The sequence below is a fragment of the Acidimicrobiales bacterium genome (assembly GCA_035533095.1).
Taxonomy (GTDB): Bacteria; Actinomycetota; Acidimicrobiia; order Acidimicrobiales; family Palsa-688; genus DATLUM01.
Genome location: DATLUM010000050.1, coordinates 252443 through 271519 on the forward strand (window position 1 = coordinate 252443; position 19077 = coordinate 271519).

At 68.1% G+C, this 19077-nt stretch carries 20 protein-coding genes; 16 read left to right on the forward strand and 4 right to left on the reverse strand.

Annotated elements, in window-relative coordinates; all coding sequences use genetic code 11:
• Position 1 precedes the first annotated feature (1 nt).
• The 9 genes from VNF71_06205 to VNF71_06245 all read left to right on the forward strand — a co-directional run bounded on the left by VNF71_06205 (position 2) and on the right by VNF71_06245 (position 10351).
• Positions 2–718, forward strand: a complete 717-nt coding sequence (locus VNF71_06205) for a hypothetical protein (GenBank protein HVA74139.1) — start codon at positions 2–4, stop codon at positions 716–718.
• Positions 715–1608 (forward strand): hypothetical protein, encoded by an 894-nt coding sequence (locus tag VNF71_06210; protein HVA74140.1) that lies wholly within the window; start codon positions 715–717, stop codon positions 1606–1608. The genes VNF71_06205 and VNF71_06210 overlap by 4 nt, the downstream gene beginning before the upstream one ends.
• A gap of 59 nt (positions 1609–1667) precedes the next feature.
• Positions 1668–2753 (forward strand): hypothetical protein, encoded by a 1086-nt coding sequence (locus VNF71_06215; protein ID HVA74141.1) that lies wholly within the window; start codon positions 1668–1670, stop codon positions 2751–2753.
• 121 nt (positions 2754–2874) lie between these two features.
• The gene (locus VNF71_06220; GenBank protein ID HVA74142.1) at positions 2875–3255 is read left to right on the forward strand and encodes a hypothetical protein; all 381 of its coding nucleotides are present in this window, start codon (positions 2875–2877) and stop codon (positions 3253–3255) included.
• Between the two features lie 15 nt (positions 3256–3270).
• A complete protein-coding gene (locus tag VNF71_06225) occupies positions 3271–4920 on the forward strand; it encodes an AMP-binding protein (GenBank protein ID HVA74143.1) in 1650 nt (549 codons plus the stop codon).
• A 22-nt stretch (positions 4921–4942) separates the two neighbouring features.
• Complete coding sequence (locus VNF71_06230) at positions 4943–6409, forward strand: AarF/UbiB family protein (GenBank protein HVA74144.1); 1467 nt, start codon at positions 4943–4945, stop codon at positions 6407–6409.
• Positions 6410–6464: 55 nt separating this feature from the next.
• Positions 6465–7667 carry a prolyl oligopeptidase family serine peptidase gene (locus VNF71_06235; protein ID HVA74145.1) on the forward strand — a complete coding sequence of 401 codons (1203 nt, stop codon included), beginning with the start codon at positions 6465–6467 and terminating at the stop codon, positions 7665–7667.
• 7 nt (positions 7668–7674) lie between these two features.
• On the forward strand, positions 7675–8424 hold the full coding sequence (locus tag VNF71_06240; GenBank protein HVA74146.1) for an LppX_LprAFG lipoprotein: 750 nt from the start codon (positions 7675–7677) through the stop codon (positions 8422–8424).
• 7 nt (positions 8425–8431) lie between these two features.
• Complete coding sequence (locus VNF71_06245; protein ID HVA74147.1) at positions 8432–10351, forward strand: MFS transporter; 1920 nt, start codon at positions 8432–8434, stop codon at positions 10349–10351.
• Here the strand turns inward: VNF71_06245 and VNF71_06250 are convergent.
• Positions 10306–11040, reverse strand: coding sequence for a uracil-DNA glycosylase (locus VNF71_06250; protein HVA74148.1), 735 nt, complete (start codon positions 11038–11040; stop codon positions 10306–10308). The genes VNF71_06245 and VNF71_06250 overlap by 46 nt on opposite strands.
• Positions 11041–11068: 28 nt before the next feature.
• Here VNF71_06250 and VNF71_06255 point away from each other — a divergent pair, with 28 nt between their 5' ends.
• From VNF71_06255 to VNF71_06265, 3 genes are read left to right on the forward strand one after another with little or no spacing between them, the layout of a single operon-like run.
• A complete protein-coding gene (locus VNF71_06255; GenBank protein HVA74149.1) occupies positions 11069–11716 on the forward strand; it encodes an MSMEG_4193 family putative phosphomutase in 648 nt (215 codons plus the stop codon).
• A 10-nt stretch (positions 11717–11726) separates the two neighbouring features.
• Positions 11727–12320 (forward strand): DUF3090 family protein, encoded by a 594-nt coding sequence (locus VNF71_06260; protein HVA74150.1) that lies wholly within the window; start codon positions 11727–11729, stop codon positions 12318–12320.
• Positions 12281–13036 (forward strand): SCO1664 family protein, encoded by a 756-nt coding sequence (locus tag VNF71_06265; GenBank protein HVA74151.1) that lies wholly within the window; start codon positions 12281–12283, stop codon positions 13034–13036. The genes VNF71_06260 and VNF71_06265 overlap by 40 nt, the downstream gene beginning before the upstream one ends.
• Before the next feature lie 4 nt (positions 13037–13040).
• On the opposite strand, the gene VNF71_06270 is transcribed toward VNF71_06265, so the two are convergent.
• Positions 13041–14006, reverse strand: a complete 966-nt coding sequence (locus VNF71_06270) for an electron transfer flavoprotein subunit alpha/FixB family protein (protein HVA74152.1) — start codon at positions 14004–14006, stop codon at positions 13041–13043.
• A gap of 21 nt (positions 14007–14027) precedes the next feature.
• Positions 14028–14807, reverse strand: a complete 780-nt coding sequence (locus tag VNF71_06275) for an electron transfer flavoprotein subunit beta/FixA family protein (GenBank protein ID HVA74153.1) — start codon at positions 14805–14807, stop codon at positions 14028–14030.
• A gap of 105 nt (positions 14808–14912) precedes the next feature.
• On the opposite strand from VNF71_06275, the gene VNF71_06280 reads away from it, so the two are divergent.
• From VNF71_06280 to VNF71_06295, 4 genes are all read left to right on the forward strand, one after another.
• Positions 14913–15311 (forward strand): hypothetical protein, encoded by a 399-nt coding sequence (locus VNF71_06280; protein ID HVA74154.1) that lies wholly within the window; start codon positions 14913–14915, stop codon positions 15309–15311.
• Positions 15304–16062, forward strand: a complete 759-nt coding sequence (locus VNF71_06285; protein HVA74155.1) for a SigB/SigF/SigG family RNA polymerase sigma factor — start codon at positions 15304–15306, stop codon at positions 16060–16062. The genes VNF71_06280 and VNF71_06285 overlap by 8 nt, the downstream gene beginning before the upstream one ends.
• Positions 16063–16072: 10 nt before the next feature.
• On the forward strand, positions 16073–17107 hold the full coding sequence (locus tag VNF71_06290; protein HVA74156.1) for a diacylglycerol kinase family protein: 1035 nt from the start codon (positions 16073–16075) through the stop codon (positions 17105–17107).
• Positions 17108–17286: 179 nt separating this feature from the next.
• Complete coding sequence (locus VNF71_06295; protein HVA74157.1) at positions 17287–17577, forward strand: WhiB family transcriptional regulator; 291 nt, start codon at positions 17287–17289, stop codon at positions 17575–17577.
• A 9-nt stretch (positions 17578–17586) separates the two neighbouring features.
• Here the strand turns inward: VNF71_06295 and VNF71_06300 are convergent, their stop codons facing one another.
• Positions 17587–19074, reverse strand: a complete 1488-nt coding sequence (locus VNF71_06300) for a sensor histidine kinase (protein HVA74158.1) — start codon at positions 19072–19074, stop codon at positions 17587–17589.
• Between the last annotated feature and the right edge of the window lie 3 nt (positions 19075–19077).

Sequence of the window (19077 nt, forward strand, 5' to 3'; positions counted from 1 at the left end):
CATGAGCTTGGCCCCACCCGGAGAAGACGAGAACCTGCCGGCGCAGGAAGAGGACGCCGGCGAAGACACCGCCGGTGAATACACGGCCGGCGAGGACGCCGGCGGCGCGACGGACGCCGGAGACCGCACGGAGACGCGACCGGCCTGGGTGGCGGACTCCGCACGACGGCCGGCCCACTCGTCTCGCCGCGGGTTGCGCGACCGCGTCGCGACGCACGGTGAGAGGATCAGGACCCTCAGCATCACCGCGCTGGTCAACATCGTGGTCATCGCGATCCTCGCGGGCGCGCTTGTCTTCACGTTGTTGCACTTCAACGGCGACAACGAGAGCTCACTCCGCTCGAGCGCCCTAGCGGCTGCCAAGACCTACGGCGTGGAGCTTTCCAGCTACAACTACAAGAACCTGAACGGCCCCGGTTCCCCCTGGGCGCGGGTCGAGTCACACGCCACGGCCAAGTTCCGCAAGGACTTCGCCAGCACCAGCGCCGACCTCGCCAAGCTCCTCAACCAGTACAACGCCACGGCGACGGGCAAGGTGATCGATGCCGGCGTCGAGACGGTGTCGGGTTCCAAGGCGATCGTCGTGCTGTTCATAGACCAGTCCGTGACCAACAGCGTCCAGAAGCCGAATTCGGTGACACAACCCCTCCGGGTGCGCCTGACCATGCTCCGCCAGAACGGGCAGTGGCTGATCGACAACCTCGAGGTGCCCAAGTGAGGCTGCTCGCCGGGCGCCTGCGAGGGGTGCCCGTGAGGGTCCGGCTGGCCGGGATCCTCGTGATGGTAGCAATGAGCGCCCTGCTCGCCTCGGTGGGGCAGAGACCCGCCTATGGCGACGCCCACGCGCCACCCGCCTTCCCGTCCAGCTGCGACAACGCTCCGAACGAGACCTACCCCGGCCCGCAATATCCGCCGCTCGGGTACCCCAACCCGCCGCCGCCCGGCGGATACCTGTACAACGGCCATCTCTACACGGGACAGGTCCGCTATGAGGTGCCATTCAAAGCGATCATCAACGGCGGTGAGATCGACCTCCCGCCGAACGTGAAGATCCCCAACCTCTACGCCTCACTCTGCGGATGGGTACAGCTCCCCGAGCTCTCCGGGACCATCCGGCCGCCGACCATCAACATCGCCACACCCAACGTGTACGTGGCCGGCCTCGAGGCTCTGCCTGCCAACGTGTCGTTCGGGACGCTTCAGGCGGCCATGGACCCGAGCCCGGCACACAACGGAGGCTTGGACATCACCCTCACCGGGTCCACCAGCGAGTCCGTCACGACCCTTGGCATGACCTGCGGCCTGACGCTCAACGCGCTCTTCACTACCAAGACCGATGGCGCGCTCTCGGGCCAGCCTGTCACCGGGCCGACCATGCAGGGGCAGGCCGAATCGGTCAGCAACTCCTTCTCCGTCCCCGCGGTGCAGACGTCCAACAGCTGCCCCCCGTCGATCGCACAGACGTTCAACAAGCTGCTCGGCCTGCCCGCAGCCGCCGGTGTCGGCACATTCAAGACGCCCTTCTGCTTCGACTTCGAACTGCAAGGTCTCAACAACCCGGCGACGACAAAGCCATCCGGATCACCGTGCAACTGGCCGTCCTCGTGAAACGCAGTCGGAGCCTCACAGCCGTAGCCGGCCTGACTGCTGCCGTCTCGGCTCTGCTGGTGCCCGCGGGAACCGCACGGGCCGACACGTCCCCGTACCCGAACCCGCCGTTTCCCTCATGCCTGCCGGAGCAGTACCCGCACGCAGGTTCGCAGCGCAGCGACGCTTTCACGCCGTACGAGGTCCCGTTCTCAGCCACGCTCGGCCAGCCCTCGGTCCAGGACCCGACCGGACCGATGCTCTACGGCGGCTACCTGCAGATCGCCAACAGCCTCGTCACGGTCACGCTCGGAGGGCCCGTGGTCCCGGCGACACCGGCGACACCCGAGCACGGTTCGATGTTCGCGAAGGCCTGCGGGCTCCTCGCGCTCCCGAACCAGTCCGGTGGCATCACCGGCAACCCCTACGGCAGCACAGGCAACGGCAACGCTGACCAGTACAACAACAACTTCCAGTTCTCCAACCCCATCGACGTAGCCGTCGGCATCTCGGGCATCCCCGGCGTCACGCTCATCCACGCCTACGCATCCGCGGACGGCGAGCTGGCCGCCGCGATCGACCCGACACCGGCAGCCAACGGAGGCCTGAACACCGAGTTCTACTCCTCGGCCAAGGCGACATCGGATCTGGGACCGGTCCTCTCGTTTCTGCAGCAGCTGCTACCCGGCGGGACCCTCCCCCCGGCCATCAGCGCTCTCCTCGGAAGCGTGACCGGGCAGGTCAGCGCGACCAGCGGAAACGAGTGCACGATCCCGCTCGGCGACCTCCGCAACGCGGGCGTACCGGCTGCGGACCTGCAACCCGGAGCAAACGGGGTCAGCCCCGTCACCGGCCTCAGCTGGGCCGACGAGACCACACCGGCTCACCTCACCAGCCAGACGAGCGGGAGCCTCACTGGCCAACCGGTCACCGGTCCGATAACCAACGCGTTCGCGACCCTCGTCAGCAACGACTTCCCCATCGGGGCCATAGACCCGAACACACCGCCCAGCCCGGACGCCCCGGGAGCCGGCACCACGCCCCCCAACCAGCTGTGCGCGCCCTCAAACGCAAGCCTGCTCAATGGGCTGATCGGGCTGCCGTCGCCGGCGGGCAAGAACATCTTCTACGCGCCGGGCACCTTTGCGATACACACGTCGGCGTGATCCCGACCGGTCTCGGGCGTTGCGGGCTGCCATGGCAGCGGTACTGCTCGCCGCTTCGGTGGCGGCCTGCGCAGGAGGCCAGCGGCCGCGAGCAACGGGGCCCACGACGACACTTGTGACCGTGGACCGATGGACGCCGCCGGTCTTGACGGGCGGACCGAGCACTGAGAACTTCTGCACCGCAGTCGTCGCGACGTACAAGCACATGGCGCAGCTCTCCTTCGCCGCCAACGACAAGGTCCGCAAGCAGTTCCTCGGCGACTACGTGGCCGAAGCCCCGACGATGATCGCCTCCGCGCCCCCGGAAATCGCACCCGACGCAAAGTTGTACATCGAAAGCGTCGCCGAGATCCTCGCCGATCTGCAACGAGCCGGCCTGAACGGGAAGAAGATCAGCGATCCCCAGCTCGCCCAGCTGTTGCTCGATCCGAAGGTGAAGGCGGCAGGCAGCAACGTGATCGGTTTCGTGCAGACGAACTGCCACTACTCCATCGGAACCTGAACTCCCGGAGGCAACGTGCCCGATCCCCTCAAAGACCTCGCCCAGCTGGCACGGATGCTCATGCGGCTCCCTGTCGAGACGCGGGCGTTCGCCACGCTCGTTGGCGCGGGGATGCTGGGGCCCGAGCGGCCGGACAGGCTCTTCGCGATGTACCAGGCACTGGATCGCTACGGCGTGATGGGTGCGGCGGTGACCGCCGCCGCGATCCGCCACGGGGACAGGCCGGCTCTGTCGGACGATCTGGGGTCGTTGACCTACGACCAGATGGAAAGGCGTTCCAACGCTCTCGCCAACGCCCTCAGAGCGCGCGGCGTGGGACCCGGGTCGGGCGTGGGCATCCTGTGCCGCAACCACAGAGGCATATACGACGCCAGCTACGCGGTGCTGAAACTCGGCGGGCGTGCCCTGTACCTCAACACCGATTTCTCCGCTCCGCAGGCGGCCGAGGTCTGCGCTCGCGAGGGAGTGGAGGCTCTCGTCTACGACGAGGAGTTCTCAGATACCGTCGCCAAGGCGAAGGCACCCAAGGGACGATTCGTCGCGTGGACCGACGACCCGTCGCGCTGCGCCGGCGACGGCCCGACGATCGAGTCGTTGATCACCGCCGGCAACCCCGAGCCGCCGTCGCCGCCGGGAGTCCAAGGCACCGTGGTGATACTCACCAGCGGGACCACGGGAACGCCGAAGGGTGCCAATAGGGCGAACCCGCGCTCTCTCGTAGCCCCGGCGGCCATCCTGTCGATGATCCCGTTCCGAAGCAGGGAATCGACCTTTGTCGCGTCCCCAGTCCACCACGCTTGGGGGCTCGGCATCTCGGTCCTCGCGTTGGGGTTGGGCTCGACGATCGTGGTCCGGCGTCGTTTCGACCCGGAGACGACGATCGTCGCTCTCGTGGAGCACCGTTGCAGCGCGCTGACCCTCGTCCCCGTGATTCTCAACCGGCTCCTCATGGCCGCGGGCGAGAGGATCGCTTCGGCCGATCTTTCATCCCTCCGGATAATCGCCTCGAGCGGAGCACAACTGCCGGCGTCGCTAGCCCGGGGCGCCATGGACGCCTTCGGAGAGATCGTCTACAACCTCTACGGGTCTACCGAGGTCGCGTGGGCCACCATCGCCACGCCGGAGGACCTCCGGGCCGCGCCGGGATGCGCTGGAAGGGCTCCGCTCGGGACCACCGTCCGCCTATACGACGACGCGGGGCGACGCGTCCCAGCCGGGACGGTCGGCCGCATCTTCGTCGGCAGCGGAATGGAGTTCGGCGGTTACACCGGCGGCGGGACCAAGGAGGTGATCGACGGCCTCATGTCGACAGGAGATGTCGGTCACTTCGACGAGAACAGCCGGTTGTGGGTAGACGGGCGGGACGACGAGATGATCGTCTCGGGCGGCGAGAACGTGTTCCCGCGAGAGATCGAGGAACTCCTCTCCGCCCACGAGGCCATCGCCGAAGCTGCCGCCGTGGGCGTCGACGACGAGGAATTCGGCCAGCGGCTCAAGGCTTTCGTAGTCCTCAGAGACGGTTTCGAACTCGACGAGCAGGCGGTCAAAGACCACGTCCGCTCCAATCTCGCCCGCTACAAGGTCCCACGGGAAGTCGTCTTCGTGGACGAGCTGCCCCGCAACCCTTCGGGCAAGATCCTCAAGCGGGAACTGGCGCGTCCCTGACCGGCCGGGTGAACATGGCCCGGTGAGCGAACCGGCCACGGATCCCGAAACAGCCGTTCGCAGGCCGGCATCCGACTTCGGCACGACCGCGGTCCGCAGCCAGTTCCGCGGCCCCTACGCGGACGGACCGCCGCCGGAAGACCTCGTCGTCGAAGTCCCGTCTATCGACGCGTTCGGATTCGCGGAGCTGGTCCGCCTGGTCACGGTGTACGTGACCCTGTCCCTGCGGATCATGCGGCGACTGGTGGCCTGGGCCGTGTGGCCGTGGCGAAAGAAGGTCTTCTCGGTTGCCTCCCGCGGGGCGGTCGACGGGCTGATCGCTCTCGGCCCCACCTACGTGAAGCTCGGACAGATCATCGCCTCGTCTCCCGGCCTGTTCCCGCAGCCGCTCGCGACGGCGGCGCAGCGCTGCCTCGACGAGGTGCCGCCGTTCGACGGGAAGACAGCGAGCGAGATGATCCGCAAGGACCTCGGAATTCGGCCCGCGGCCATCTTCAAGCACTTCGACGAAATCCCGCTCTCGGCCGCATCCATCGGGCAGGTGCACGCGTGCGTGCTGCCAGATGGATGCGAGGCGGTCATCAAGCTCCAGCGTCCGAACATCCGCAAGCGCATGACCACCGACCTGCGCATCATGCACCGCCTGGCGAAGACGATGGAACGCCACTTCGAATTCGCCCGCAACGCCAACGCGGTCGCCCTGGTCGAAGACCTCCATTCGGTCACCTTCAACGAGTTGAACCCGGCTCTCGAAGCCTCGAGGCAGTACCACTTCCGCGAGAAGATCGGGGCGTTCGGCGACAACAGGTGGGTGACCGCGCCGGAGATCTACTGGGACTACTGCGGCCCCCACATGATCTGCATGGAACGCATGACCGGTATTCCTATGGACGAGTTCGACGCCATCCGCCAGCGGGGAATCGACGGAGAGCTCGTCCTGCGCCGGGGCGCCAAGACGTGGCTCGAGGCGGTCCTGATCCACGGCCCTTTCCACGGTGACATGCACGCGGGGAACCTGTGGGTGCTCGACGACGGGAGATCCAGCTACCTCGACTTTGGCATCATGGGAGAGGTCCCCGACGAGTACAAGAGCCTCATAAAGGACCTGCTGTTCACCTTCATGTTCGACCAGGACTTCTCGAGGATCGCCCGGGCGTACAAGCGCTTGGGGCTGATCAGCGAGGAGATGGGGAGTGACGAGGACGTGGGCCTGAGGATCAAGATGGTGGTTGCGCCGATGCTCGGCAACGCCGCCTCGATGAGCCTCGGCGACTTCATCGTGTCCTCGCTCGAGATGATGAAGCAGTATGGGATGACTGCTCCGAAGGAGATGGTGCTGTTCTCCAAGCAGATGCTCTACATGGAGCGTTACATCAAAGGGCTGGCCCCGGAGTGGCAGATCGCCACAGACGTGTACCTTGTCAAGAACATCTTTCCCGAGGACGCCGCCCGCAAGGCCGCAGAGTGCGGGATCGTCTTCCCCGACTGAGGTTTGCTCGTGCGCATCACCCATTTGGACACGTCGACGGGCAAGGCTTGAAGCTGTGAGCATCGAGTCTTTGAGAAACCGGGGGCAGTCGAACCCCCCTGACCCCGAAATCCGCAATCTCCGGAGCCTGGACGGGGGCGACACCGACGGTAGCTCCTGGAAGGAGCTGATCCCGCCGTCAGGCATCCGCTCGCAAACCGTGGCCCTGATGGACATGGGGTTGCGCACGGGGCTCGCCTCGCTGCTCGCGGCCACCGCGGGACCGGCGACGTTGCTGCGCACGTCTGGGCGGGCGCAGCGCAAGGCGGTCCAGTTCTTCGCGGATCTCGCCGATTCCAACGACCCGGCCTCGGTGTTCACGATGCCGCCAGAGGTCGAGGTTCGGGCTCGCAGGCTGGGGCGTCAGCCGTGGGCACCCCGTGTCGGGCACGTGGACCTGCTCACGTTCCTCAGCCCGTACGAACCGGCTTGCCCGGATCTCGCGGAGTCGTACAAGGCCCACCGCCGCAACTCGATAGCCCGCGCCCAGCACTGGCGTCACGAGGACGGGCCAAGGCCCACGATCCTGGTCGTGCACGGGTTCACCGGATCGCCGTACTGGTTCAACAGCACCTTCTTCTCCTTGCCGTGGTTCTACAGTCACGGGTGCGACGTCGTGCTCGTGACGCTGCCGTTCCACGGGGGACGCAACGACCGCCTCGCGCCCTTCAGCGGCTCGGGCCTGTTCAGAGACGGCCTGGGCCATTTTCACGAGGGCATGTTGCAGAGCGTTTGCGACATTCGGGTCGTGATCGACTACCTCCGTGCTGGAGGAGTCGAGCACATAGGCATCACCGGCCTTTCGCTCGGCGGGTACCTGACGGCCCTGATGGCCGCGCTCGAACCCCGACTCCACGTCTCGATACCGAACTCGGCGGTCACGGACCTCGCCGGCCTGATCGACGGTTGGTTCCCTGCGGGCCACGTCCTCAAAGCCGGCCTGCGGCAGGGCGGGATAGCCGAGGAGGCTTTCCGGGCGTCCATGAGCGTGCACAGCCCGCTGCACTACCCGCCTGTGCTGGCCAAGGACCGCCTGTTCGTCATCGGCGGCCTCGGCGACAGGCTGGCTCCCCCCGAGCAGTCGGCCAGGCTCATACAGCACTGGGGGCGCCCGAAGACTCACTGGTTCCAGGGGAGCCATATCCTCCACGTCGGCCGCGCCCACTACCTTCGGGAGATCGGCCGTTTCCTGAAGGCGACCGGTTTCAGCCCCGGCTAGGAGGAAGATGTTGCAGAACCGCCCGGCGAGAACGGATATCGCGGGTGCCGGCAGGGCGGAGCTGCGGATCCGGGCCGGGGCCCTGGCCGCCGGCGCTGCGTTGCTGGCATCCCTCGGCGCCGCCTGCTCGAGCGGTAAACCAGCGAACGCGCAGTCTCTTCTCAGCTCAGCGAAGGCGACACTGGACAACACGCCGTCCGCACATTTCACCCTTTCGAGCACCAACGCCACGACGTCGGGCGGCACCACGATCACCGGCGGGCAGGGGGACATGCAGCGGCCCGACAAGCTGAAGGGTTCGCTCGACGTCGTCGTACGGGGCGTCAACGCAAGCGTTCAGGTGGTTGCGGTCGGAGACCAGGTGTACGCCAAGCTGCCGTTCGCGGCAACGTTCTCGAAGATCGACCCCTCGACGTTCGGGCTCGGCAACCCGTCGCAGATGTTCGACCCCAGCAGCGGTCTGTCTACGCTTCTCAGCGTGGCGAGCGGCGCGAAGGTGACCGGCCAGGAGCGCATCAACGGCGAGCTGGTGGATGAGGTGAGCGCGACGGTCCCCGGATCTGCCGTGCCGGTCCTGCCGGACGCGAACCCGAGTGCCCCCGTCCGGCTGGTGGCGGCGATAGACCCTGGCAACCACCAGCTGCGAAGGGTGACCCTTACCGGTCCGTTCGTGAAGGCGAACGCGTCGAGCACATTCACGCTCACGCTCACGTCCTACGGCGAGAAGGTTCAGATCACCCTCCCCCCGGCGTCCTGATCACGGCGTGACCACTGGGATTTCCGAGGTCGGAGAAGCCGGCGGGGCCGCCGACCAAGCGGCCGGCCGGCGCGACCGGTGGCGCCTCGGCCTCGCGGCGTTCGCCGTGTTGCTTGCCGCCGCCGACACCTATGTCGTGGTCGTCGCGCTCCCGTCGATCATGGCCGGCGTCGGCATCGGCCTCGACAGGCTGCAGCGCGCCACGCCGATCATCAGCGGGTTCCTCCTCGGCTACACCGCGGTCCTGCCGCTCATCGGCAGGCTCGCCGACGTCGCCGGAACCGATCCGGTCTTCGCTGGCTGCCTGACAGCGTTCGCGGGAGGCTCGGTGATCACCGCGACGGCGCACTCGTTGCCGGTGGTGGTGCTGGGCCGGGCGCTGCAGGGCATAGGCGGCGGCGGGCTCGTCCCGGTGACGTTGGCCATCGTGGCGTCGCGGTGGGCACCCGACGCGCGCGGCCTGCCGCTCGGCGTCGTGGGGGCCCTCCAGGAGTTGGGCAGCGTGCTGGGGCCGCTGTACGGCGCAGGCATCGTCGCCGTGGCCTCGTGGCGGGCGATCTTCTGGATCAACGTCCCTGTGACCATCGTCGTAGGTGCCGGGTTCGTCGCGGCGAGGCGATGGGGGCCGGGGGCGCCGGCCACGACAGGGCGGTCGGCCAGGAGGGGAGCGGCGGCCAGGAGGGGAGCGCCGCCGCCCACGACGGGGGCGCCGGCCGGCACAGGAGGGCTTTCGGATCGACGGACGCGAATCGACGTCGTGGGGCCGGTCCTGGGGATCGCCGGCGCGCTCGCTGTGATAGTCGGGCTCGACGCCCCGGACGTGCTGGCCAACAGTGCCTCGGTCGGCCAGGTCTACACACCGCTCGCCGGCGGCCAATGGTCCCCGTTCACCACCCCGATCGTCCTCGCCGGATTCGGCCTACTGGCTGCCTTCGCCGCATGGGAAGCGGTCGCACCGTGGAAGGTGAGACCCCTCTTCCACCTCGCGAAAGCTCCGGGCGCCTTCCGCCAGGCGGACATACCCGGCGCGACGCTCGCAGCCGGCGTGCTGGCGTGCATCGTCGTGGTGTTCTCGACCGCCGACGCCAGCAAGCAGGTGCTCGCTTCGAGCGCGCCGATCGTCGCCCCGCTCGCCGTAGTCCTGGCGGTCGCGTTCGTGGTGCGCGAACGCACGGCGAAGGTGCCGCTGGTCCGCTTCGGGCGGCTCGCGGCCGCGCCGGCGTGGGGTTCGCTGCTCGTCAACCTCGCTCTCGGCGGTGGCCTGATGGCAGCGCTCATCGACGTCCCGCTCTTCGCCAGAGCCACGGTCGACCCCAAGTCCGAGGTCGCGGCGGCTCTCGTGTTGGTCCGCTTCCTGGTCGCCGTGCCGATCGGAGCTCTCGCGGGCGGCTTCCTGTGCCGGACCCGAGCCCTCGCGCCCTACGTCGCGGGGTTCGGGATGGCGGTGGCGACCGGATCCTTCGTGCTGATGACCACGTGGTCCGCCACCGCCTTGGGCGGGGGGCCGCGTGGCAGCGATGCCGAGTTGGTGGCTTGCGGGCTCGGTTTCGGTCTGGCGATAGCGCCGGTCAACGTGGCGATCCTCGGCGCCGTCGACTCGGGAGTCCACGCGTTGGCGAGCGCGCTCGCGGTGGTCGCCCGGACGATCGGGATGCTCGCCGGGCTGTCGGCTCTCACGGCGGTCGCGCTACACCGCTTCTACCATGCTCAGGCGAAGATCGGATCGCCGATCGCGCTGTGCCCCTCCCATCCCACCTCATGCCCCGCCTACGACCACGCGACCACCCAGGCGGTCATCACGGAGCTGCACACGATCTTCGCCGGCGCCGCTGCGTGCACCGGCGTCGCTTGTCTACTGGCGCTCCTGCTGCTCCGGTCGAGTCACGCTTCCACGGAACGGTTCGCGGTCCGCAGGCCGGAGAGCTGAGCCGCTCGCTGGAAGACCGAGTCGAGCATCGGCGCCGTCAACTTCCCGGTGAAAGTGTTCTGCTGGCTGGGGTGATAGGAGCAGAGGATCGCCGGGATCCTCTCGCCGGCGGGGATCACGACCCCGTGCCCGAACGCCGGGCGGGGTGACAGCTCGTAGAGGCGCGAGACGACGTCGTACGCGAAGCGCCCGAGGACGACGACCACCCGCAGGGACGCGAGCGCGTCGAGCTCCCGCACGAGAAAGGCGAAGCAGCGGTCGCGTTCCTCCGGTGTCGGCTTGTTCGCCGGCGGCGCGCACCGCACGGCCGAGCACACCCACGCCCCGGTGAGACGTAGACCGTCGTCGCGGGCCACACTCCTTGCCTGGTTGGCGAAGCCGGTTCGGTGCATCGACGCGAAGAGCCAGTCACCCGAACGATCACCCGTGAAGATCCTCCCCGTCCGGTTGGCGCCGTGCGCCGCCGGCGCCAGCCCGACCACGGCTACGCGTGCCGCGGGATCGCCGAAGCCGGGAACGGGGCGCCCCCAGTACTCGTCGTTCTTGAAGGCCGCGCGCTTGACCGTCGCGACCTCCCTGCGCCACGCGACCAGACGCGGGCAAGCGAAGCAGTCGACTATCTCCGCCGCGACCGCCTCGAGCCGCTGGACGGCATCCGGATTCGATTGCCCGCTGCGGCCGTCACCCACCATATAGACACTAGGTTGGCCGCCCGACATGGCAACCCGCGCGAGGACAACTCCACCCACGACGGTCCTGCTGGTACGGCACGGCACCACCGACACCACCGGCAAGATCCTTCCGGGCCGCGCCGCGGGGCTGCACCTGTCGGAGGCCGGAACGGCACAAGCCGCACGCGTAGCGGAGCGTTTGGCAGCCTGGTCGGCGAAGATCACCGCCGTCTACTCATCGCCTCTCGAGCGAACCCGCGAGACGGCGGGCGCCATCGCGAAGACCCTCGGCTTGCGGGTCCACGTCGAGCGGGGGCTACTCGAATGCGATTTCGGCGAGTGGACAGGAGGTGCGCTCAAGGACCTCTCCAAGCTTCCAGAATGGTCGACGGTGCAGCGCTACCCGAGTGGGTTCCGGTTTCCCGGGGGAGAGTCCTTTGCCGGGATGCAGGCGCGGATCGTCGACACCATCGGAAAGCTGCGTGCCCGTCACGCCGGCGAAACCGTCGTCGCCGTCTCGCACGCCGACCCCATCAAAGCAGCGGTCGCGCAAGCGGTTGGCACGCACCTCGACCTGTTCCAGAGGATCGTCATCTCCCCCTGCTCGGTGACAGGCATCGTGTACGGGGCTCATGGGCCTACTGTGCTGGCCGTCAACTCGACCGGGTCGTTGAGCGAGCTGGTGCCGTCATGAGGGGCGCCCGGTGAGCAGGTCCTTCGAGCTGCCCGAGGTCGAGTGGGCGACCGTAGGCACCGTTGGCGAGCCGGGACACCGGACGTTCTACCTGCAGGCTCGCCAGGACGATCAGCTGGTCACGCTCAAGCTGGAGAAACAGCAGGTCGCCGCCATGTCCCAGTTCCTCGCCGAGATCCTGTCCGATCTACCGTCTCCCGAAGTGATCGCCGACAACGATGACCAGGAGCTGGTCGAGCCGGTGCTGGCCGAATGGGCGGTCGGGGCGCTTCAGCTGGCCTACGACGGGTCCGCGGACCGGATCGTCATCCTCGCCGAGGAGCTAGGCCCGCCGGACGAGGAGTCCGAAGACGACGATCTGCAGTCCCCGCCCGGCGAAATCGACGAGCCCGACCTCGAGACGATCACCGCCGGCGTGGGGACGAGCGACGAGCACGCCGTGGGCCGCATCGGGATCACCCGCTCGCAAGCCGCCGGCATCGCCAAGCGAGGCTGGGAGTTGGTCGGCGCCGGCCGACCCACGTGCACCCTCTGCGGCCACCCCATCGACCCCGAAGGCCACTCATGCCCCAGAACCAACGGTCACGGGTCCCCGGGGCGCTGAGCGGCTCCACGGGTGTCCTCGCGTGCGGCGAGGTCGAGATCCAGGGCCGCATGCCCTGGAGCAGCAATGCGACGTTCCTCGTGACGGTGGACCGCCCGGGTGGGGACGGACAGGCAGGCGAGGCTCCCCTGGCGGCGATCTACAAGCCGGCCGCCGGCGAGCGCCCGCTGTGGGACTTCCCGGGCGGCCTGTACCGGCGCGAGATCGCCGCGTACGAGCTTTCGGAGGCGCTCGGGTGGGCCCTGGTGCCCGAGACCGTCGCCCGCGACGACGCACCGCTTGGCAGCGGCTCGCTGCAACGCTTCGTGGACGCTGACTTCGAGCAGCACTACTTCACGCTGCTCGAGGAGGACCGGTTCCACCCAACGCTGAAGCGGATGGCGGTGTTCGACGTGGTCGCCAACAACGCCGACCGCAAGGGTGGCCACTGCCTGCTCGACACCGCCGGCCACATCTGGGGAATCGACCACGGGCTGTGCTTCCACACCGATCCCAAGCTTCGCACCGTCATCTGGGACTTCGCCGGCGAACGCCTCGAAGACTCCGACGCGGCCGACCTCGCGGGGCTGCTCGAGCGCGGGTTGCCCGAACGGCTCACCGCGTGCCTTCACCAGGGCGAGGCGGCCGCCCTGGAGCAGCGAATCAGCCGGCTGCTGCGCGTCGGGAGGCTTCCCGAGCCGCGCAGCGACCGGCCCTACCCTTGGCCGCTCGTCTGAGCGACTAGCCCCGGGCGCGCAGCGCCTCTATGAGCTTCGGCAGCACCTTGTTCACATCGCCGACGATTCCCAGGTCGGCAATCGAGAAGATCGGGGCCTCCTGGTCCTTGTTTATGGCGACGATGTTCTTCGAGCCCTTCATGCCGACCATGTGCTGCGTTGCCCCGGAGATGCCCGCGGCGATGTAGACGGTCGGCTTGACCGTCTTGCCGGTCTGGCCCACCTGGTGGGAGTAGGGGACCCAGCCGGCGTCGACGATCGCACGCGAGGCGCCGGCGGCGCCCTTGAGAAGCTTTGCCAGGTCCTCGATCATCTGGTAGCCATCGGCCTGGCCGAGCCCGCGCCCGCCGGACACGACGATCGCCGCCTCGTCGAGCTTGGGGCCCTCGGTCTCCTCCACGTGGGACGACAGCACCTTGGCGGAACCGGTCGCACCGAGGTCCGGGACCGACCAGGTGTCGACCGGCGCCGCTCCCCCGCCGCTCGGCTCCGCGGCGAACGACTTGGCCCGGATCACGTAGATCCCCGGGGAGCCTGCCATGAGGCGGGCGTTGAGGATCTCCGTTCCGCCGAAGATGGCGTGCTCGGTCACCAGGCCTGCGTCGCCCTCGGCGATCCCCACTACGTTGGTCAGAACCGGGCGGTCCAACCTGGCGGACAGGCGGCCGGCTATGTCGCGGCCGTCGTAGGTCTGCGGGACGAAAACGGCGTCGAACCCGCCCGACGAGGCCTGCTCGGCGATGGCGGCCGCCACGGCCGGGCCGGCGAGACCACCGCGGAGGTCGCCGACCGTGTGCAGGGCGGTCGCACCGTGAGCGCCGGCTTCGCCGGCGATTGCATCCGCGTCGCCCCACGTGACGCCTTCGACGGAGGACGCCAGCTCGCGCGCCTTGGTGAGCAACTCGAGCGAGACGGGCGCCACCTTGTCGCCGGCGCGTACGACGACGACGAGAATCTTGTTGAGTGCCATGAGTGTGGTGAGCCTCTCTACCTAGATGACCTTGAGCTGCTCGAGGTACGCCACGATCCGCTCGTGAGCGTCGCCCTCGTCGACGACTATCTCCCCTGCCTTGCGGGCCTCGGCCGGCGCCACAGCTACGACCTCCTGGCGAGCGCCGGCGGCCCCGACCGCACCGCCGTCCACGCCCAGATCGGCGACCTTCAACTCCTCGACGGGCTTGCCCTTCGCCGCCATGATGCCCTTGAAGGAGGGATACCTGGGCTCCACCACGCCGGCGGTCACGGTTACGACAGCGGGCAGGGAGACCTCCACCTGGTCGTAGCCGACCTCGGTCTGACGCTCGACGCTGACCTTTCCGTCCGCGACGGTCACCTTCTTTGCGAAGGTGACGGCCGGCAAGCCGAGCAGCTCCGCCACCTGCACCGGCAGGGTCCCGGTGTAGCCGTCGGTCGACTCGGTCGCTGCGAGGATCAGATCGGGTTCGGCCCTCTTGATCGCCGCCGCCAGCACCTTGGCCGTGCTGAGCGCGTCGGAGCCGGCCAGTGACGGGTCGCTCACGAGGATTGCCTTGGCAGCGCCCATCGCCAGCGCGGTGCGCAGGCCACTGGTCTCGCTGTTGGGGGCCATCGACACGAGGGTCACCTCGCCGCCCCCGGCCTGCTCCGCCAGCTGGAGCCCCATCTCCACGCCGTAGGAGTCCGATTCGTCAAGGATCAGCTTGCCCTCGCGTAGCAGGTTCTTGGTGACCGGATCTAGCTTCCCGGGCGACGCGGGGTCAGGGATCTGCTTTACGCAGACGACAACGTTCATGGCGTTCATTGTTTCCTACGAGCGGTTTTCCGAACAAACCGAGCCCTGGCGAGCCGTACCGAGCGATGAGCTTCGTGGCTACCAGGCTGCTACGGTCGCAGGGTCGTGAGCGAGCCCGATCAGGTACGGCTGACAGTGCCGGCTATGCCCGAGTTCCTTCGCCTTGCTCGGGTCACCGCGGCCGGTCTCGCCGGACGGCTCGGGTTCAGCTACGACGAGGTCGAGGATCTGCGCCTGGCCATCGACGAGATGTGCTTCGGGCTGACCGGTCCCACCGGCCGGAGGGGCACAGTCGAACTCGTGTACACGATGCTCGGAGACGGGCTCGTGGTGGAAGGACGCGGGCAGTTCGTCGACGACATCACCCCGGTCGGGCTCACCGATCTCTCCCGGGTCATCCTCGGTGCTCTGGTCGACGAGCACGACCTCGGCCCCGGTCCACCCGCCCCCCACTTCAGGCTGGTGAAACATCGCCACGCCAGCGTCGCTAGAACCGGTGACTGACCGAGAGTCTCTGCGCGAATCGTTCGCCGAGTACGCCCGTACCGGTGACATCGTCCTGCGAGACCGGCTGGTCCAAGCACACATGGGCCTGGCCTCCTACCTGGCGCGTCGTTTCGCCAACCGGGGGCAACCTCTCGACGACCTGGTTCAGGTCGCGTCCTTGGGGCTGCTGAAGGCGGTGGATCGTTTCGACCCGGGGCTTGGCATCGAGTTCTCCACGTATGCGACGACGACGATCGTCGGGGAGCTGAAAAGGCACCTGCGCGACAAGGGCTGGGCGGTCCGCGCTCCGCGGCGGATGCAGGAGCTGTACCTGAACCTGAGCCAGGTCATCGACACGCTCGGGCAGGAACTCGGGCGCTCGCCGACCATCTCCGAGATGGCGAACGAAGTGGGGGCCTCCGAGGAAGACGTCCTCGAGGCTCTCGAAGCGGGCCAGGCGTACCGGTTCGCCTCGCTCGACGCCCCGAAAGGTGACGGCGAGGGGACCGAGTCGCTCGGTGATCGCATCGGGCACGAGGACTCCGAGCTCGCCAGGGCCGAAGGGCGCGCCACCCTCGACCCGCTGCTCCGCCAGCTTCCTCTTCGCCAGCGCCGGGTCGTCGAGCTCCGTTTCTTCGACGGCCTGACCCAGTCGGAGATCGCCCGCCGTCTGGGCATATCGCAGATGCAGGTCTCCCGGCTGCTCACGCGGAGCGTGGCGCATCTCAGATCACTGGCGAAGGTGTCGCCGACCGCCGGCGAATCCTGACTCGCCGGCCGTGCGGCTGCTACTCGTCGTCAACACGTCAGCGTCATCCGTCACCGCCCGGGCGCGGGTGGTGATCCAGAAGTCGTTGGCGGCCGATCACGACGTGACCGTCGCCGAGACCAGCCGGCGAGGTCACGCCACCCGGCTGGCGCAGGGAGCGGCGTCGAGAGGCGTCGACTGCGTGGTGGTGCTCGGCGGGGACGGGACACTGAACGAGGCTGCCAACGGGCTGGCCGGATCGCGCTGTGCGCTGGGCGTGCTGCCGGGGGGCTCGACGAACGTCTTCGCCCGGACGATCGGCATGACCAACGACCCGATCGAGGCGACCGGCGAGCTGCTGGACGCGCTCGCTCGCGGGGAGGACGGGATCCGGAAGGTGGGGCTGGGGAGCGTCAACGGCCGTCGCTACCTGTTCCATGTCGGGGTTGGCTTCGACGCGGCTGTCGTGGCCCAGGTGGAAAAGCGCTCCGCCCTCAAGCGCTACCTGGGGCACGCCTTCTTCGCGTACACGGCGCTCGACACGTGGGGCCGGCGCTTCGATCGGAGGCACCCGCACTTCTCGGTCAGGATCGAGCGTGCCGTCACGGTCGGGGCGGACACGGTCGGGGTGTCGGCTCCTAAGGAGCTCGTGGAGGTCGACGACGGCTACTTCGCGATCATCCTCAACACCAACCCGTACACGTTCCTGGGCGAGCGCCCCTTCGACGTCGCCCCGGGCACCGGTTTGGACAACCCGCTGACGGCGATAGTGCTCCGGTCGCTCGGGGCTCCCACCATGCTGGCCCTGGCGGCGGCTGCCCTGAGAGGCGAAGGGGGCTTGAAGACATCCCGGAAGGTTTCGGTCACCCGCGACGCGGTAAGGGTGACCCTGAACGCCTACAAGCCCGTCCCCTACCAGGTCGACGGCGACTATCTCGGGGAGACGAGCCATCTCGAGTTCCGTTGGGAACCGGAGGACCTGCGCTTGGTCATACCGGTCGCCACCGTGCCCGGCGCACCCGCCAGCGAGGCCTGGCACAGACCGATCCGACCCCGCCTGGGCTGAGAAGACGGTAGAACCCAGACCCGCGGGTTCGGCCGCTCGGTACCGAGAATTTGGCGCGCCAAAGGCTTGCATTCGTGTGTCCCGCGATTTACGCTGTTGCATCGCTGCGGTGAACACACGTTTCGGTGTTACAACGCACGTGACGTTTTTCACATACCCCCCTGGAAAGGCAGTTGCACGTGGCCCTCACCTGGAGCCGCAACATCGAGTGGGACTTGGACGACTGGCGCGATCAAGCTGCCTGCCGTGACACCGATCCCGACCTGTTCTTCCCGATCGGCAGCACCGGTCCGGCGATCGAGCAGATAGAGGCGGCGAAGGCGGTGTGCATGCAATGCGACGCACAACAGTCGTGCCTCGAGTTCGCCCTGGTGACCAACCAGGAATCGGGCATCTGGGGGGGCACGTCCGAGGACGAGAGGCGCAAGCTGCGCAAGCAGTGGCTGGCGAGCCAGCGCCGGGCTAGCTGACCCCGGGCGTCAGATCGCGGCGAGGTCCGGCTCGCTTCCTTGGTCCACCGGGAACACGAGTTCGACCACAGCACCACCCTCCGGCCGGTTGTACATCCGGATGGTGCCGGCCATCTGCGTGCCGACCAGGCCGCGAACGATCGACAGCCCCAGGCTCGACGTGCTGTCGATGTCGAACCCGGCAGGCAGACCCACCCCGTCGTCGGTGACCGTGACCCTCAACTCCCCGTCGCGGCGATCGAGCTCCACCTCGACGTGCAGCGGCGCTGTGTGCCCGTGATCCTTGACAGGCCTGGCGTGCTCGGCGGCGTTCTGCAGGAGCTCCGTGATGACCACGGCCAACGGGGTCGCGAGCGAAGCCTGTAGCTCACCCGCTTCGCCGGTGTAGGTGATCTTCACCGGCCGTTCGGTGCTGCCCAAGTCCTCGGCCATGCGGACCAGGGAAGGCAGGATGTCGTTGAAGTCGACCTCGTCGGTCGTGTCGCGGGACAGGATCTCGTGCACCACGGCGATCGAGCGAACCCGGCGCTCGGATTCCTCGAGCGCGTGGCGCGCCTCTCCTGTGGGCACCCTGCGTGACTGGATGCGCAGCAGCGAGGAGATCGTCTGCAGGTTGTTCTTGACCCGGTGGTGGACCTCGCGGATCGCCGCGTCCTTCGAGAGAAGCAGGCGGTCACGCCGGCGCAGGTCGCTCACGTCCCGTACCAGCACCAGCGCTCCGGTCACTGCGGACCTGTCGAGCAGCGGGACGCACCGGATCACGACAGCGGTGTCTGCGCCGTGCACGAGCTCCTCAACTGCCGGGAGCCTCGTCTGGAACGCGACCGACACCGCGGTCTGCGAGAGTCCGGCCTCGTCGAGTCGTACTCCCTCGATGCCGGAATACACGCCCATGCGGTGCAACGCGTTGACCGCGTTCGGTGAGGCGTAGTCAACCCTCGCGCTGGCGTCGAGGACGAGAACGCCGTCACCGACGCGGGGTGTCTCGGTGACCACAGCCTCGTCAACCGGGAACGGGAAGTCGCCGTTGGAGATCATCCGCGCCAGACGGTCGAAGACCTCCACATATACCCGCTCGAGCACCCCGGGCCGGCGACCGACGGACAGCGCCGACTCGCGCGTCATGATCGCCACGAGCTCACCCTGCCACCGCACGGGTATGCACACGATGCGGGCGTGCTCGCTGCGGCGTGGTATCGCCACCTCCCCCTCGACTATGCCGCCGACGGACCAGGCCCTCGGAAGCACCGGGCGGTCTTCCGCGGTCATGATGCTTCCGACAAGGTCGTCGAGATGCAGCGTCTGGTTCGTCGTCGGCCTCACCTGCCCGAGCACCACGAACCCCCCGGGCGACGACTTCGCCGGCGCGAACAGAAGCAGATCCGAGAACGACAGGTCCGACAGGACGCCCCACCCCGCTACCAGCCTCTGCAGGTGGCCCACCACCGCGCCCTTGAGAGCGGTGTGTTCCTCGACGAGCTCGGCGATCGTGGCCATGAG